This is a genomic window from Amycolatopsis coloradensis (genome assembly GCF_001953865.1).
GTDB classification, from domain to species: Bacteria; Actinomycetota; Actinomycetes; order Mycobacteriales; family Pseudonocardiaceae; genus Amycolatopsis; species Amycolatopsis coloradensis.
On the sequence record NZ_MQUQ01000010.1, the window covers coordinates 226,127 to 239,799 of the forward strand.

Here is a 13,673-nt window from a genome sequence, read left to right on the forward strand (position 1 = left end):
GGATCGTTCAGAGGATTTCGATGACGCGGACCTTCGGCGGGCGATTCGGGAAACTGATATCCGTCCAGCGGTTGATTCTCACGTCGGAACCATTGCTGTCGTAGTAAATCAGGTCGTTGTTGCCGGTGTAGATCCGATCGATCCACCATCCCCCGAAGCTGATCCTCCCTCTGTTGGCGTAGCAGTCGACGCTGCTCCCGCCGCCGAGGTGTGACCAGATCTTCAGGTAGTTCTCCCCGTCCTTGCAAGGGATGTGGTCGATGGCGAACGAGGTTCCGGTCGGCACGAGCATGCTGAACGTGGCGGCAGCGGCGGCCGCCACGGCCAGGATGCGCCGAGCCTTCTTCTTGCTCGAAATCACAGGTTCTCCTTCGGTAGAAAGCCGAAAAAGGAGCTTCGTCGTCGAGCATCCCGATCACCGGCGACGGTTGTCAATTGATCGCTGTTTCGCGGGTAAGGACGGACAGCCAAGTTTGTCCATCCGTGCAGTGGTCAGAATTCGACGTACATTTTGATGTCGCCGAAGTCGCTGTCGAGATTGTCCAAATGGTTGACGGCGTCCTCTTTCCAGACCTCGAGCTGGTTGGTCTCGCCGTAAGTGAGTTCTTCGCCGTCGGCGACCTTGTTGGCGTAGTTCGTGATCGTGACGGTCTGCCCCCGGCAGAACTCGACGCGCTCCAGGAACCTGTCCGCCATGTCGGGATCGAAGACGCGGCCCATCCGGACGTAGCCGTTGTTGATGTGCTCCTCGCAGTAGAAGTGCGCCGCGGCCGAGGCGATCCACTCGGTCAGTGACGCGTCACCGCGCGGCCACTTCTCGCGGACGTGCGACTTGATCTCCCTGGCGAGCCGGATGACCCGGCGGCGTTCGAGATCGGTCAGCCCGTCCTCCTTGCGGAAGTCGAGGATCATGTCGTCGACGACCTTGGCGAGTTTGAGGACGCGCGGTTTGTCGAGTTCGGCCGGCTTGTCCGGCGGCAGGCTCGCCATGACGCGTTCGTGCACCAGGACGTACTGCGTGTACGCGTACAGGAAGGTCAGCGCGTTCAGCTGCCATTGGTGTCGTTCGGCGATCTCCACGGCTTCGACCCTAACCGCGGACCTACTTCCGGACCTGTGTAAGCGGTGGGGATTCACCCTATGCTCTCTTCTTCGTCCACGGCTGGAGGCAGGAACCGTGCAGAGGATCGCGAAAGTCTTTGGGGCTGTGCTGGGGGCCGGGCTGATGCTCGCGGCCGGTACCGGAACGGCGTCGGCCGAGGCCGTGCCACCGAAGGTCACGAAGGGGCCCTGCCAGTACACGCAGACACCGGATGAGCCCGCCGCGCGGCCCGTTCCTCTGCCGCCGGACCCCCGTCGCACGCCGGATCGGGGCAAGGTGCCGGTGCAGCTCAAGACCAACCAGGGCAAGATCGACTTGACCCTCGATCGGGCGAAGGCGCCGTGCACGGTGCAAAGCTTCCTGCATCTGGCGACGCACCGGTTCTACGACCGCACGACGTGTCACCGGCTGACGGCGTACCCGACGTTGAAGGTGCTGCAGTGCGGAGACCCGAGCGGCACCGGCGAGGGCGGCCCCGGCTACAAGTACAAGGACGAACTGCCCGTCGGCCTGCCGCCCGCGCCGACCGACCCGACGGGCGAGCGGAAGGTGTACTCGCGCGGCGTCCTCGCCATGGCGAACGCGGGCCCGGCGACGAACGGCAGCCAGTTCTTCGTCGTGTACGGCGACTCCGCGCTGCGCCCGAACTACACGATCTTCGGCACCGTCGGCCACGAAGGCCTCGAAACCCTCGACGACGTCGCCGCGGGCGGCATCAAGCCGACGCCGGAAGACCCCGCCCCGGTCGACGGCGCCCCCGTCCGGAAGACCGACATCCTCCGCGCCCGCCCCTGGTACTGCTGACCCCCTACCCCCATCGCGTTTCGTCCTCTAGTTGCGGTAGTTCGTTGCGCGAACCACCGCAACTAGAGGACGAAACGCGGGGGTGTTAAGTGACCTCGAAGATGGCTTCGCGCAGGGCTTGGGTGGCGCCGCCGAAAGCGTGTTTGGCGGCGGCGCCGTAACCGATGATGAGCCCTTCGCGTTGTGGCTCGCCGATCCAGTAACCGCTGAGCCCTTCGAGCCCGATCGCGCGACGGCGGCAGGCGGCCATCACCTCCATCTCCCCGGGAACGTCACCGGGAAACTGGAGCACCAGATGCAGCCCCGCCGAGATGCCTTGCGGCAGCACGGAATCCGGCAGGGCGGCGAGCAGCCGGTCGCGCCGCGAGCGGTACTCGGTGCGGCAGCGGCGGATGTGCTGGTCGTAGGCGCCCGATTCGATCAGTTCGGCCATCGCCAGCTGGTCCAGCAGCGCGGGCCGGGCGCCGCTCGCGACCATCTCCGCGCGCACCGGTTCGACCAGAAACCGCGGCAGCACCATCCATCCCAGGCGCAGCGACGGCGCGAGCGTCTTGCTCGTCGTCCCCACGTACACGACCCGCTCGGGCGCCAGCGCCTGCAACGCGCCGACCTGCTGGTGGTCGAACCGGAACTCGCCGTCGTAGTCGTCTTCGATGACGATGGCGCCGGTTTCCGCCGCCCAGCGGGTGAGTTCCGCCCGTCGCGTGGCGGCGAGGGTGACGCCCAGCGGGTACTGGTGCGCCGGGGTGACCACCACCGCCGGACTGTCCAAAGCGGACACCGTGATCCCGTGGTCGTCGACGGGGACGCCGACCACCCGTGCCCCGTTCGCCGCGGCGATGTCCCGGTAGATGTGCAGCGACGGGTTCTCGAACGCGATCTCTTCCGCGCCGCGTGCGCGCAGGACCCGCGCCAGGATCGCGATCGCGTGCGAGAAACCGGAGCACACCAGGATGCGCTCGGGATCGGCGACCACGCCTCGGCTTCGGGCCAGGTACGCGGCGAGCGTCTCCCGCAGTTCCGCCGCGCCGGCCTCGGCCGTGTAGTCGAAGGCCGACATCGGCGCCTGGTGCAGCGCCCGCCGGGTCGCCGCGAGCCAGGCCGACCGGGGGAAAGCGGACAGGTTCGGCCTGCCCGGGCGCAGGTCCCAGCGTGGTGCCGGGTCACGGGGGACGGGCCTCGGTGGCGAGGCGGGCAGCGCGCCCGCCGTCGCGACGCGGGTCGGGGCGCCCTGCGCGGTTCGCAGATACCCCTCGGCGGCGAGATCGGAGTAGACGCGGGTGACCGTTCCCCTGGCGACGCCGAGGTCCTGGGCCAGCGCCCGGGTGGAGGGCACGGCCGCGCCCGCCTGCCAGCGGCCTTCCCGGATGGCGGCGCGGATCGCGGCGGCGAGCCCGGTCCTGCCGCTTTCGGGGTGCCAGTCGAGGTGGACGTCTATTCCCGAACTGGACCATGATTCTGCCATGTGACTGGACCATACTCGTGGGCCAGTTGGCGCTAGATTCGACCGTATGACCGAACGAATCCACGTGGGCAAACGAGTGCCCGAGATCTACCAGGCGATGGCGAAACTGCAGGCCGAGGTCGAGAAGGCCGCCACCAACGCCGGGGTCGACCAAAAGATCCTCGAACTGGTGAAGATGCGGTCGTCGCAGATCAACCACTGTGCGTTCTGCCTCGACATGCATTCGCACGACGCGGTGCAGATGGGCGAGTCACCTCGACGGCTGTTCGTGTTGCAGGGCTGGCGCGAGACGGAACTGTTCACCGAGCAGGAGCGGGCCGCGCTCGCGCTCACCGAGGCGATCACGAACGTGGCGACCCTGCACGAGGTGCCGGACGACGTCTACGACGAGGCCACCCGCGTCTTCAGCGAGGAGCAGTACCGCGCGATCGTGTGGGAGGCCATCGCGATCAACAGCTGGAACCGCATGTGCGTGACCAGCCACGCGCCGCTGCCCGAGCGCGCCGAATGACCGCGACGCGGCTGCGGGAACTGCACGTCGCGGGCACGCCGCTGCTCCTGCCGAACGCGTGGGACGCCGACAGCGCGCGTCTGGTGGAAGCGGCCGGTTTCCCCGTGGTGGCAACGAGTTCCTTCGCCATCGCCAAGGTGCTCGGGTACGAGGACGGCGAGGCCGCGCCCGCCGCCGAGATGTTCGCCGCGGCCGCGAGGATCGCCCGTGCGGTCTCGGTGCCGGTGACCGTCGACGCGGAATCCGGCTACGGCCTCGAAGCGGGGGCTCTCGCCGAGAGACTGGCCGAGTCCGGCGCCGTCGGCTGTAACTACGAGGACACCGACCACGCGAACGGCGGGATCCGCCCGCTGGAGGAGCAGGCGGACCGGGTCGCGGAGCTGCGCAAGGCCGCCGGGGACGCGCTGGTGATCAATGCCCGTGTCGACGTCTTCCTCGGCGCGCCCGACGAGCGGGCGGTTCTCGACGACGCTGTCGCGCGGGCCAAGGCCTATCTCGAGGCGGGGGCGGACTGCGTCTACCCGATCCTGGTGAAGTCGCCGGAGGTGCTGGGCGAGTTCGTGAAGGCGGTCGCGCCCGGCGCGGTCAACGTCTCGCCGCTGCCGGGTGGCCCCGATCTCTCCGCGCTCGCCGCACTGGGGGTGGCGCGGATCTCGCTGGGCACCGGGCTGTGGAAGTCGGCTCGCGCCGACATCGAGGCGAAACTGGCCGGGCTGGCAGCGGGGAAGCTGCCGTACTGACGGGAGGGGGAACCGGGACGGTGCGGCCGGGGGGCGTTGGATGCCCGGCCGCACCGTCCCGGCGACCTAGTGGGAAACCGCCTTCTCGGCGCCCACACCGGTGAGGGAGCGGACCTCCATCTCGGCGTGCTTCTTCTGGTTGTGTTCTGTGGACAGGACGGTGCCGAGCCAGCCGAGGAAGAAGGCGATGGGGATGGAGATGATGCCGGGGTTGTCGAGGGGGAACCAGTGGAAGTCGACGCCTTNNTTCGCCGACGCCGCCACCGCGAACGCCAGCGCCACCAGAAAGGCGATGTTCTGCCCGTTGGCGAGGATGCCACCGAGGATCGCGACCGCGCCGATCACCAATGCGGTGATCCGGGCGACCTTCACCTCCGAAGCAGGCGACGCCTTGCCCTTCTTGATCACGCTGGCGTAGACGTCATGGGCGAACGACGCCGACGCCGTGATGGTCAGGCCCGCGACCACCGCGAGGATCGTCGCGAACGCGATCGCCGCGATCAGGCCGAGCAGGATCGGGCCGCCGAGTTCGAGCGCCAGCAGCGGTGCGGCCGAGTTCACGCCACCCGGCGCGGCCTTGATCGCGTCCGGGCCGACGAGCGCGCCCGCGCCGTAGCCGAGCACCAGGGTGAACAGGTAGAAGATGCCGATGAGCGCGATCGCCCAGACCACCGATCGGCGCGCTTCCTTGGCGGTCGGCACGGTGTAGAAGCGCATCAGCACGTGCGGCAGGCCCGCGGTACCGAGCACCAGCGCGATGCCGAGCGACAGGAAGTCCAGCTTGGTGGTGCCGGTCTTGCCGTACTGGTTACCCGGCCCGAGCAGCGCTTCACCGGCCTTCCCCGCCTTGTCCACGGCGCCCTGCAACAATGCGGAAAGGTTGAAGCCGTACATGCCGAGCACCCACAGCGTCATCGCCAGCGCGCCGACGATGAGCAGCGCGGCCTTGATGATCTGCACCCAGGTGGTGCCCTTCATCCCGCCGATGAGCACGTAGGCGATCATGATGATGCCGACGATCACGATGATCGCGGCCTGCCCCGCCTTGCTCTCGATCCCGAGCAGCAGCGCGACGAGGCCACCGGCACCCGCCATCTGCGCCAGCAGGTAGAAGAACGAGACGGCCAGGGTGGACGTCGCCGCGGCGGCCCGCACCGGGCGCTGCTTCATCCGGAACGCCAGCACGTCGCCCATGGTGAACTTGCCGGTGTTGCGAAGGAGTTCCGCGACCAGCAGCAACGCCACCAGCCACGCCACCAGGAAGCCGATGGAGTAAAGGAAACCGTCGTAGCCGTAGACGGCGATCGCGCCCGCGATCCCGAGGAACGACGCGGCGGACAGGTAGTCGCCAGCGATGGCGACGCCGTTCTGCGGACCGGTGAACGCGCGGCCCGCGGCGTAGTAGTCCGACGCCGTCTTCGTGTTCCGGCTGGCCCGGAACACGACGAACAGCGTGACCACCACGAAAAGGCCGAAGATGGTGATGTTGAGTGCGGGGTTGCTTCCCTCGACTCCGGCGGCGAGCGTCATTTGGTCTCACTCTCGATGTCCGTGCGGATCTTTTCCGCGAGGGGGTCGAGTTTCTTGTTCGCGTAGCGGACGTAGAGCCCGGTGATCACGAAGGTCGAAACGAACTGCAGCAAACCGAAGACGAGGCCGACGTTGATGTTGCCGACGAGCTTCGTGCTCATGAAGCCGTGCGCGTAGTCGGCGAGCAGCACGTAGAGCAGGTACCAGACGAGGAACAGCGCCGACACGGGGAACACGAACCGGCGCAGCCGCGAACGCAGCTCCTTGAACTCGGGGCTGTCGTGGGCTTTGTCCCAGTCCGTTTCAGGCGGACTCGGAGCGTCCGTTTCGGTGCTCATGGTGCTCTCCTTGCGCCGCGAATGTGGTCCGCGACACGTTAAGGAGAGGGCTGGGGGACCGGAACCTTCACCGGTTCAAACGCCTGCCGAGACGACGAACGGCCGACGAACGGTACTCGGATCACGACGAAGGGGCCTCCGCCGTGCGATCGTCCAAATGCAGCCGCAGCATGGCGGCCGTGGACCAGGCCGGTGGCCTGCCCCGTAAGGAAACCACGATCATTACGCCGAATGCCAGCGGGACCGACCATGGCGCGGGCTGCGAAACCAGGATGGCGGGCAGACCGCTCAGCGTGGGGGCGAACAGGGCGACCAGGATCGACCCCGAGGACGCGACGAGCCCGGTGAGGACACCGCTGATCGCGCCCGCCGCGGTGAGCCGGTTCCACCAGATGCCGAGCACCAGCAACGGACAGAACGTCGACGCGGCCACGGTGAAGCCCCAGGTGACGAGGACACCGGCGTCCAATCTGGCCGACGGCAGCGCGAGCAGGACCATCACCGCGGCCGCCCCGAGCACCGACCACCGCAGTCTGCGCAGGCCACCGGGCGCCAGGTCGTGCGCGATCGCGCCGGAGATCACCAGCAGCAGGCCGAGCGACGTCGCCAGGAACGCGGCGAACGCGCCCGCCGTCAGCAGTCCGGTGAACAGGGACCCCGCCCAGCCGTCGTCGACCTGCGCCGGCAGCGCGACGACGACGGTGTCCGTCGCGCCCGAGACGTACAGCTCAGGCACCAGCACCCGGCCGAGGACGCCGTAAACCCCTGGGAACAGGTAGAAAACGCCGAGCAGGGCGACGGTGATCGCCGCGGTCCGGCGGGCGGCGCGGCCGTCCGGGCTGGTGTGGAAGCGCATCAGGACATGCGGCAGGCCCATCGTGCCGAGCATGGTCGCGATCAGGATCGCCCAGGTGCCGAGCAGCGGGTAGCCGTGGTCGCCGAGGTCCAGCAGCGGCCGCTGCCAGTCCGGCCCGCCCAGCGGGGCACCGCCCCGGACGGCGGGAACCGGTGTACCCGCCGCGAATTCCAGCTTCTCCCCGCTGCGGGCCACCAGTTCTCCCGGCGGCACCACGTGTTTTTCCGGGGTGAGCAGGGTGGTCGGCTCACGCAGGGTCAGCGTCACGTCGATCTCGAAGGACAGCTGGGTGTCACGCGCGAAGTGGGTGAATTCCACCGGACGCACCGAAGCCGACCGCTCCTCCGGGGAGACCTGGGAGACCAGCCAGATCGCGGGAACGAGGAACAGCAGCAGTTTCAGCACGAACTGGAACGCCTGGACGTAGGTCGCCGCGCGCATCCCGCCGAGCGCCAGTGTCGCGCTGACGGCGGTGCCCGCGATGACGACACCGACCCAGTACGGCGTCCCGCCCACGGCGGTCAGCACGAGCCCCGCGGTGCGGAATTGCGGTACCAGGTAAAGGGTTCCGATGACGAGGACGACGAACGCGGCGAGACGGCGCAGCGCGGGGGAGGCGAGCCGCGCCTCGGCGAAGTCCGGGACGGTGAGCGCGCCGGAGCGCCGCATCGGTGCCGCGACGAGCACCAGCATCGCGATGTACCCGGCGGTGAACCCGACCGGGTACCAGAGCGCGCCGATACCGTCCTTCACCACCAGCCCGGCGACCCCGAGGAACGACGCCGCGGACAGGTACTCGCCGGAGACCGCGGCGGAGTTGACCAGCGGCGAGATCCGGCGCGAGGCGACGAGGAAGTCCGACGTCGTGCGCATGGCGGCGACACCGCGCAGCCCGATCAGCAGGGTGATCAGCACGACGGGAGCCACCGAGAGCGCCGCGACCACTAGTCGTCCTCGATCTTTTCCGCCCGGCGAAGCTGCCACCACGACAGCAGCGCCATGGCCGGATACGGGAGGATCGCGATCATCAGCCAGGACAGCGGGATACCCAGCAGCCGGACCGAATCCAGCCCGGGGAAGAGCCCGAACACCAGCGGGAGACCGAACACCAGGCCGAACATCCCGGCCAGCGCGGGGAGCCCGCGACGGCGCTGGGCCCGGTAGAGCAGGTCCGCGCGTTCGGCGTCGCCCGCCGCCAGCCGGGGGACCCGCCAGCGTCCGCGCGAACGGCGCCGCGAATGCGCGAGCCGGGTCTGGGGACTCGTGACGGCGACTCGTTTGACGCGGCTCACGGGCGGCTCCCCCGGCCCGGATCGCCGCGTTGCGCGGCGGCGAGGAGCCGGTCACGCAGGTCGCGCGCGTGACGGCGGCTCACCGGGACATCGCCCGCTTCGGTATGCGCCAGCAATCCGCCGGTGGTGTCACTGCGCAGTTCGAGCACCGCGTCCACGGCGAGCAGGAAACCCCGGTGTACCCGGGTGAATCCCGTTCCCTCCCAATATTCTTCGAGCCGGGAGATGGGCATCCGCGTGACGTGGACGCCGGATTTCGTGTGCAGCCGGACGTAGTCGCCGTGCGCTTCGACGAACTGGACGTCGTCGCGCCGGACGTACCGCGTGCGCCCGCCGGATTCGACCGGCAGCGCGGACATCGCGTCCGGCGCCGGTTTCGGCTCGTCGGCCTGAGCACCCACCATCCGGACCACTTTGGACAGTGCGGCGGACAGCCGTTCCGCGCGGACCGGTTTGAGCAGGTAGTCGACAGCACCGATGCGGTACGCGGCGACGGCGTGGCCGTCGTGCGCGGTGACGAACACGATCACCGGTGGTTCGTTGAGCCGCGCCAGCAGTGAGGCGAGTTCGAGCCCGTCGAGGCCGGGCATGGAGATGTCGAGGAAGACGGCGTCGAAATGACTGCCCTGCAACATCTTCAGCGCGTTGAGCGCGTCACCGGCAGCGACCACCTCGGCGACTTCCGGCGCCTCGCGCAGCAGGCTGCACAGTTCGTCGAGGGCGGGCGGGACGTCGTCGACAGCCAGCACCCGGAGCCCGTTCGTCACGGCAGCACCCCCGGCTGGAATCGGGGTACGCGCACCACGACCCTGGTACCCGCGCCGACCTCGGTCTCGACCGTCAGGCCGTACCACGGCCCGTAGACGCTGCGCAGTCTTCTGTCCACATTGGCCAGTCCGACACCGCCGTCGTCCCCGCGCCCGGCCAGGATCGCCGCCGCCCGCGCGGGATCCATGCCGAGACCGTCGTCCTCGACGCTGATCACGCAGTCGTTCCCTTCCGCCACTCCCCGCACCTGGATGAACCCCGCCTCGGAGCGCGGCTCGATCCCGTGCCGGATCGCGTTCTCCACCAACGGTTCCAGCACGAGATACGGCACCGCGACGGCCAGCACCTCCGGCGCCACCCGCACCTGCACCCGAAGTCGCTCGCCGAGCACCGCGCGTTGCAGCGCCAAATACGTCTCGATGGCGCGGAACTCCTCGGCGACCATCGTGTACTCGCCGTGGCGCGCGAGGCTGTAGCGGGTGTACTCGGCGAAGTCGAGCATCAGGTCGCGGGCTCGGTCCGGGTCGGAGCGGACCAGCGAGGAGATCACGGTGAGCGCGTTGTAGACGAAATGCGGCGAGATCTCGGCCCGCAGCGCGCGCAGTTCCGCCTCCGCGGCCTGCTCGGCGGACGCTTCCAGCCGCCCTCGTTCGAGCGCGTGGACCACCAGTTCGGCGGCCTGGCGGGCGACGGTGTGTTTCCCTTCGGTGACCAGGAGCACCCCGGCCAGTTCGTCGTGGACGTGGAGCGGCACTGCCAGCAGCCCGGGTTCGGACACCGGCGTCTCGGCGTGGAGGACCTCGTCGAGCGCCGAGACCACGACGTCATCGGCTGCCGGGCGGCCGGACCAGATGAGCGAACCGGAGAGATCGGTGAGCCCGAGACCGGGGACGCCGAACAGCCGTCGGAGCCCGTGCGTCGCGTGGCGGACGCGAGGCCCGGCGAGGCCGTCCATGAGATCGTCGGAAACGCGCTGGGCGGCGGCGAGCACCGGCACCGGATCCGCGCTCACGGCGGGACGCCAGGGCAGACGGGTGGTCATCCGGCCTCCTCCGCGACGTCGAGGGCTAGATCCTAACGTCGGCGCGGGGTTTCGGCGGTTACGCTCCGGACATGGTCACTGGGGACGCCGTGGTGCTTCGGCTGGACGTCGTGATGCGAAGGCTCGCGTGGGCGGGTTTCGTGGTCTTCGGCGTGGGCGGCGTCGTGTGGCTGTTCTCGCAGGTGGTGTTCGGGCTGTTCAGCCTGGCTTTCGCGGGGCTGATCCTGCTCGCACTGCGCCGGTCGGCCGCTTCGCTGGTGATTTCCGCTACGGGGTTCTCGGCGCCGGGTGTGTTCGAGGTCCGGTGGACCGAGGTCACGCGGCTGCGAGTGGGGCGGGAGAAGCGGCGAGTGGGGCGGTGGACGCACTGGTGGCACTACCGGCTCTCGTGGTCCGGTGCTGGGCCGGAGTCGCTGCTTGAAGACGGCGAGTACGTGTACGCGCTGGGGCACCTTGGTGGGGGCGCTGCGCTGTACGCGGCTCTCGCGCGGTTTGCGCCTGCTGGACTGGTTGAGCCGGCGGAGTGAGCGGGGCGGGCCGCGTCCGTCAAGGGGCGTGAGTGGCAGCGGGGGAAGGCAAAGGGGCGTGTTGCGAAAGCCACTTTCGCGACGTCTGATGTCCTGAAAGTGGCTTTCGCGACAGGCGCACGCGGGGGGAAGCTGGTCGAGCCGCGGGAGTGAGCCGGTCCCGGATGCTGTGCCGAGGATGCCCTTGCGGTGGATTTCCCTGCCCAGGAACAGATCCGCGGCCGGGTCGAGTTCCGGCGCGACCGCGAGGTCCTGGTACACCGTCTCGATCCCCATCCGCCGGCCGGTGGTCGGGGAGTCGAGGTGCGTTTCCTCGCCGTCGAGCAGGATCTCGCCCGACGGGTCGGCTGCTCCGCGCCGGACAGGCATTTGACCAAAGTGGACTTCCCGGCGCCGTTGTCACCGATCAGCGCGGTGACCTCGCCGGCGCGGGCCTGGAACGACGCGCCGCGCAGTGCTTCCACCGAACCGTGGCGTTTGACCAGGTCCTGCGCGTCGAGCAGGAATCAGCTCACGATCGCTCCCTCTTCTCGGGTGCCGGTGGGCGGCAGCGGATGACGGTGACGTCGCCCTCCACGCTTGCCTGACCGGCGTCGTGCGGGACCACGTAGGTGTCGCCCTTGCGCAGTGCGTACTCGCCGCCGTGTTCGGTGCGGAGCGTCCCCGAACCGTCCATGACGACCAGTACCGCGAACGACGGGTCGAGTGACAACGTTGTCGCAGCACTGGGAACAACAGAGCCGGAAACAGCGGGACGGAGCTGGTCGGCACGGAAGAACGCGTCACTGCCGTCGGCGAGGAGGTCCACAGTGGACGCCTCGTCGGCCGCGGTGCGCTTGACGATCGAGCCGAGGCGTTCTTCGTCCCAGCCCGAGGTGTCGAGCGTTTCGATGGCGGTTTCGAAACCGATCCCGAGGTGCGCCTTCTCCGGGTCCGCAAGGAAGTCACGCCATTCCAGGGTCAGCGAGAAGTCGGTCGGCTGCTGGAGTTCGACGACGAACACGCCCTCACCGATGGCGTGCGGGAGCCCGGCCGGGATGTAGACCGTGTCACCGGGGGTGACCGCGACGCTGTTCAGCGCGCCGAGCATGGCGGGGGCGTCCTGGGAACGGGCCCATTCGTTGACCGTCGCTTTGTCGACGGTTTCCCGGAAGCCCGGGTAGACGCGCGGGTCTTCGCCGTAGGTGCCGACCACGATCCACGCCTCGGTCTTGCCGAAGTGCGAGTCGAAATGCCGCTGTGCGAACGAATCCGACGGGTGGAAGTGCACCGGCAGGCGCTGGCCCGCGTCGAGCAGCTTCACCAGCAGGCCGGTCGAGTCGCCGAGTGCCTCGACGTGCTTGGCGCCGAGCCAGGCGGTCGGGTTCTCGCGGACGGCGTCACGCAGCCAGACCCCGCTGGGCAGCTTGGTCAGGCCGTTGGTCTCCTGGCCGAACATCGTGGTGGCCGAGCCGACCCAGTCCTCCGGCCCGAACTTGGTCTCGGAGGTGGCGCCCCGCAACGCGGCGATGGCGTCGCCGCCGCGGTAGAACTGCGGCGGCTGGTTCGCCGGCAGGCGGATCGGTTCGAGGTGACCGCTCATGAAGGCGCGACCTCCCCGGAACCACGGGCTACGAGATGCACGGGCAGAACTACCTTTCTCGGTGCGGATTGATCTCCCTGGACCCTGGCGAACAGCAGTTCCGCCGCCGCCCTGCCCAGTGCGCTCACGTCGTGCGCGATCACGGAGACCGGCGGATCCAGCAGATCCGCCAGTTCGAAGTCGTCGAAACTGATCATCGCGGGCCGCCGGTCGGCGTGCGCCAGCGCGCGCAGCAGGTGCACGGCGACGCGGTTGTTGCCCGCGATCACGGCGGTGGCCGGGTTCGGCCCGGTGAGCAGCCGCTTCACGGCGTCGCCGACGCTCTCGGCCGTCGGCGTCCGCAGTACGACGAGGCTCTCGTCGTAGGGGATCCCGTTGCGGACACAGCCTTCCCGGAACCCGCGCAGGCGTTCGCCAGCGGTGAAGATGTCCGGGCTGTCGGCGAGGAACGCGATCCGGCGGTGGCCGTGCCTGGCGAGGTGGGCGACCGCTTCGACGGTGCCGCCGATGTTGTCGACCAGCACCGTGTCGGCCACGATGTCGCCGGCGGGCCGGTCGAGGAACACCACGGGCGTACCCGCGCGCATCTCGGGAACGAGGTAGCCGTGCTGCATCCCGGCCGGGACGACGAGGATGCCGTCGACGCGGCGGGAGCAGAACTCGAGGACCAGTTCGCGTTCGCGGTCGGAGTTCTCCTCCGACGAACCGGTCAGCACCTGGCGTCCGAACGAGGTCGCGATGCGTTCGACCGCCCGGTTGAGCTCCGAGTAGAAGGGGTTCCCGACGTCTTCGACGATCAGGCCGATCGTCCCGGTCGTCGAGCCGCGCCGCAGGTTCCGCGCGCCGAGGTTGCGCCGGAACCCGAGCTGCTCGATCGCCGCCATGACGCGCTCCGCGGTGTCCGGATGGACGGCGGGCTCGTCGTTCACCACCCGCGAGACGGTCTTGATGCTCACGCCCGCGAGCCGGGCCACGTCGCTCATCGTGGCCCGTCGGCCGGTGGTGCGGTGACCGTTGTCCGGTCCGCTGGAAGACAACGTTGTCATAGTGGCGGAAATTGAACGCGAGCGACGCGATGATGTCAATGCCCGGTTTGCCGAGAAGACGCATTCCGAG

At 69.0% G+C, this 13,673-nt stretch carries 15 protein-coding genes and 1 pseudogene; 4 read left to right on the top strand and 12 right to left on the bottom strand.

Features of this window, described 5'->3' with window-relative positions:
* Nucleotides 1-7: 7 nt before the first annotated feature.
* Both BS329_RS19355 and BS329_RS19360 read right to left on the bottom strand, forming a co-directional pair.
* On the bottom strand, nucleotides 8-361 hold the full coding sequence (locus tag BS329_RS19355) for a beta/gamma crystallin domain-containing protein (RefSeq protein WP_076162623.1): 354 nt from the start codon (nucleotides 359-361) through the stop codon (nucleotides 8-10).
* Nucleotides 362-492: 131 nt separating this feature from the next.
* Nucleotides 493-1,080 carry a hypothetical protein gene (locus BS329_RS19360; protein WP_076162624.1) on the bottom strand — a complete coding sequence of 196 codons (588 nt, stop codon included), beginning with the start codon at nucleotides 1,078-1,080 and terminating at the stop codon, nucleotides 493-495.
* Between the two features lie 145 nt (nucleotides 1,081-1,225).
* On the opposite strand from BS329_RS19360, the gene BS329_RS19365 reads away from it, so the two are divergent.
* Nucleotides 1,226-1,906 carry a peptidylprolyl isomerase gene (locus BS329_RS19365; RefSeq protein WP_076162824.1) on the top strand — a complete coding sequence of 227 codons (681 nt, stop codon included), beginning with the start codon at nucleotides 1,226-1,228 and terminating at the stop codon, nucleotides 1,904-1,906.
* Between the two features lie 85 nt (nucleotides 1,907-1,991).
* Here BS329_RS19365 and pdxR read toward each other — a convergent pair whose 3' ends face one another.
* Nucleotides 1,992-3,371: a MocR-like pyridoxine biosynthesis transcription factor PdxR gene (pdxR, locus tag BS329_RS19370; RefSeq protein ID WP_076162625.1), complete on the bottom strand. Its 1,380-nt coding sequence runs from the start codon at nucleotides 3,369-3,371 to the stop codon at nucleotides 1,992-1,994.
* Nucleotides 3,372-3,417: 46 nt separating this feature from the next.
* On the opposite strand from pdxR, the gene BS329_RS19375 reads away from it, so the two are divergent.
* Together BS329_RS19375 and BS329_RS19380 are read left to right on the top strand one after the other, a co-directional pair.
* Nucleotides 3,418-3,882: a carboxymuconolactone decarboxylase family protein gene (locus BS329_RS19375; RefSeq protein ID WP_076162626.1), complete on the top strand. Its 465-nt coding sequence runs from the start codon at nucleotides 3,418-3,420 to the stop codon at nucleotides 3,880-3,882.
* Entirely contained in the window at nucleotides 3,879-4,622 is a 744-nt protein-coding gene (locus tag BS329_RS19380; RefSeq protein WP_076162627.1) for an isocitrate lyase/PEP mutase family protein, read from the top strand. The genes BS329_RS19375 and BS329_RS19380 overlap by 4 nt, the downstream gene beginning before the upstream one ends.
* Nucleotides 4,623-4,688: 66 nt before the next feature.
* On the opposite strand, the gene BS329_RS19385 is transcribed toward BS329_RS19380, so the two are convergent.
* The 6 genes from BS329_RS19385 to BS329_RS19410 all read right to left on the bottom strand — a co-directional run bounded on the left by BS329_RS19385 (nucleotide 4,689) and on the right by BS329_RS19410 (nucleotide 10,448).
* A complete protein-coding gene (locus BS329_RS19385; protein ID WP_076162628.1) occupies nucleotides 4,689-6,152 on the bottom strand; it encodes a solute symporter family protein in 1,464 nt (487 codons plus the stop codon).
* Nucleotides 6,149-6,490 carry a DUF485 domain-containing protein gene (locus BS329_RS19390; protein ID WP_076162629.1) on the bottom strand — a complete coding sequence of 114 codons (342 nt, stop codon included), beginning with the start codon at nucleotides 6,488-6,490 and terminating at the stop codon, nucleotides 6,149-6,151. Before BS329_RS19390 ends, BS329_RS19385 begins: the two co-directional genes overlap by 4 nt.
* Nucleotides 6,491-6,611: 121 nt before the next feature.
* Nucleotides 6,612-8,291 (bottom strand): sodium/solute symporter, encoded by a 1,680-nt coding sequence (locus BS329_RS19395; protein WP_076162630.1) that lies wholly within the window; start codon nucleotides 8,289-8,291, stop codon nucleotides 6,612-6,614.
* Entirely contained in the window at nucleotides 8,291-8,638 is a 348-nt protein-coding gene (locus tag BS329_RS19400) for a hypothetical protein (RefSeq protein ID WP_076162631.1), read from the bottom strand. The genes BS329_RS19395 and BS329_RS19400 overlap by 1 nt, the downstream gene beginning before the upstream one ends.
* Nucleotides 8,635-9,405 carry a LytR/AlgR family response regulator transcription factor gene (locus BS329_RS19405; protein WP_076162632.1) on the bottom strand — a complete coding sequence of 257 codons (771 nt, stop codon included), beginning with the start codon at nucleotides 9,403-9,405 and terminating at the stop codon, nucleotides 8,635-8,637. Before BS329_RS19405 ends, BS329_RS19400 begins: the two co-directional genes overlap by 4 nt.
* The gene (locus BS329_RS19410) at nucleotides 9,402-10,448 is read right to left on the bottom strand and encodes a sensor histidine kinase (protein WP_076162633.1); all 1,047 of its coding nucleotides are present in this window, start codon (nucleotides 10,446-10,448) and stop codon (nucleotides 9,402-9,404) included. The genes BS329_RS19405 and BS329_RS19410 overlap by 4 nt, the downstream gene beginning before the upstream one ends.
* A 71-nt stretch (nucleotides 10,449-10,519) precedes the next feature.
* On the opposite strand from BS329_RS19410, the gene BS329_RS19415 reads away from it, so the two are divergent.
* Nucleotides 10,520-10,975 (top strand): hypothetical protein, encoded by a 456-nt coding sequence (locus tag BS329_RS19415; protein ID WP_084749935.1) that lies wholly within the window; start codon nucleotides 10,520-10,522, stop codon nucleotides 10,973-10,975.
* A gap of 171 nt (nucleotides 10,976-11,146) precedes the next feature.
* On the opposite strand, the pseudogene BS329_RS19420 reads toward BS329_RS19415, so the two are convergent.
* From BS329_RS19420 to BS329_RS19430, 3 genes and pseudogenes are all read right to left on the bottom strand, one after another.
* Nucleotides 11,147-11,478 (bottom strand): annotated as a pseudogene (locus BS329_RS19420) (ATP-binding cassette domain-containing protein); the annotation flags it as partial.
* Nucleotides 11,479-11,486: 8 nt separating this feature from the next.
* Nucleotides 11,487-12,557 (bottom strand): class I mannose-6-phosphate isomerase, encoded by a 1,071-nt coding sequence (locus tag BS329_RS19425; protein WP_076162634.1) that lies wholly within the window; start codon nucleotides 12,555-12,557, stop codon nucleotides 11,487-11,489.
* Nucleotides 12,554-13,540 (bottom strand): LacI family DNA-binding transcriptional regulator, encoded by a 987-nt coding sequence (locus BS329_RS19430; RefSeq protein ID WP_076162635.1) that lies wholly within the window; start codon nucleotides 13,538-13,540, stop codon nucleotides 12,554-12,556. Before BS329_RS19430 ends, BS329_RS19425 begins: the two co-directional genes overlap by 4 nt.
* Nucleotides 13,541-13,673: the final 133 nt, after the last annotated feature.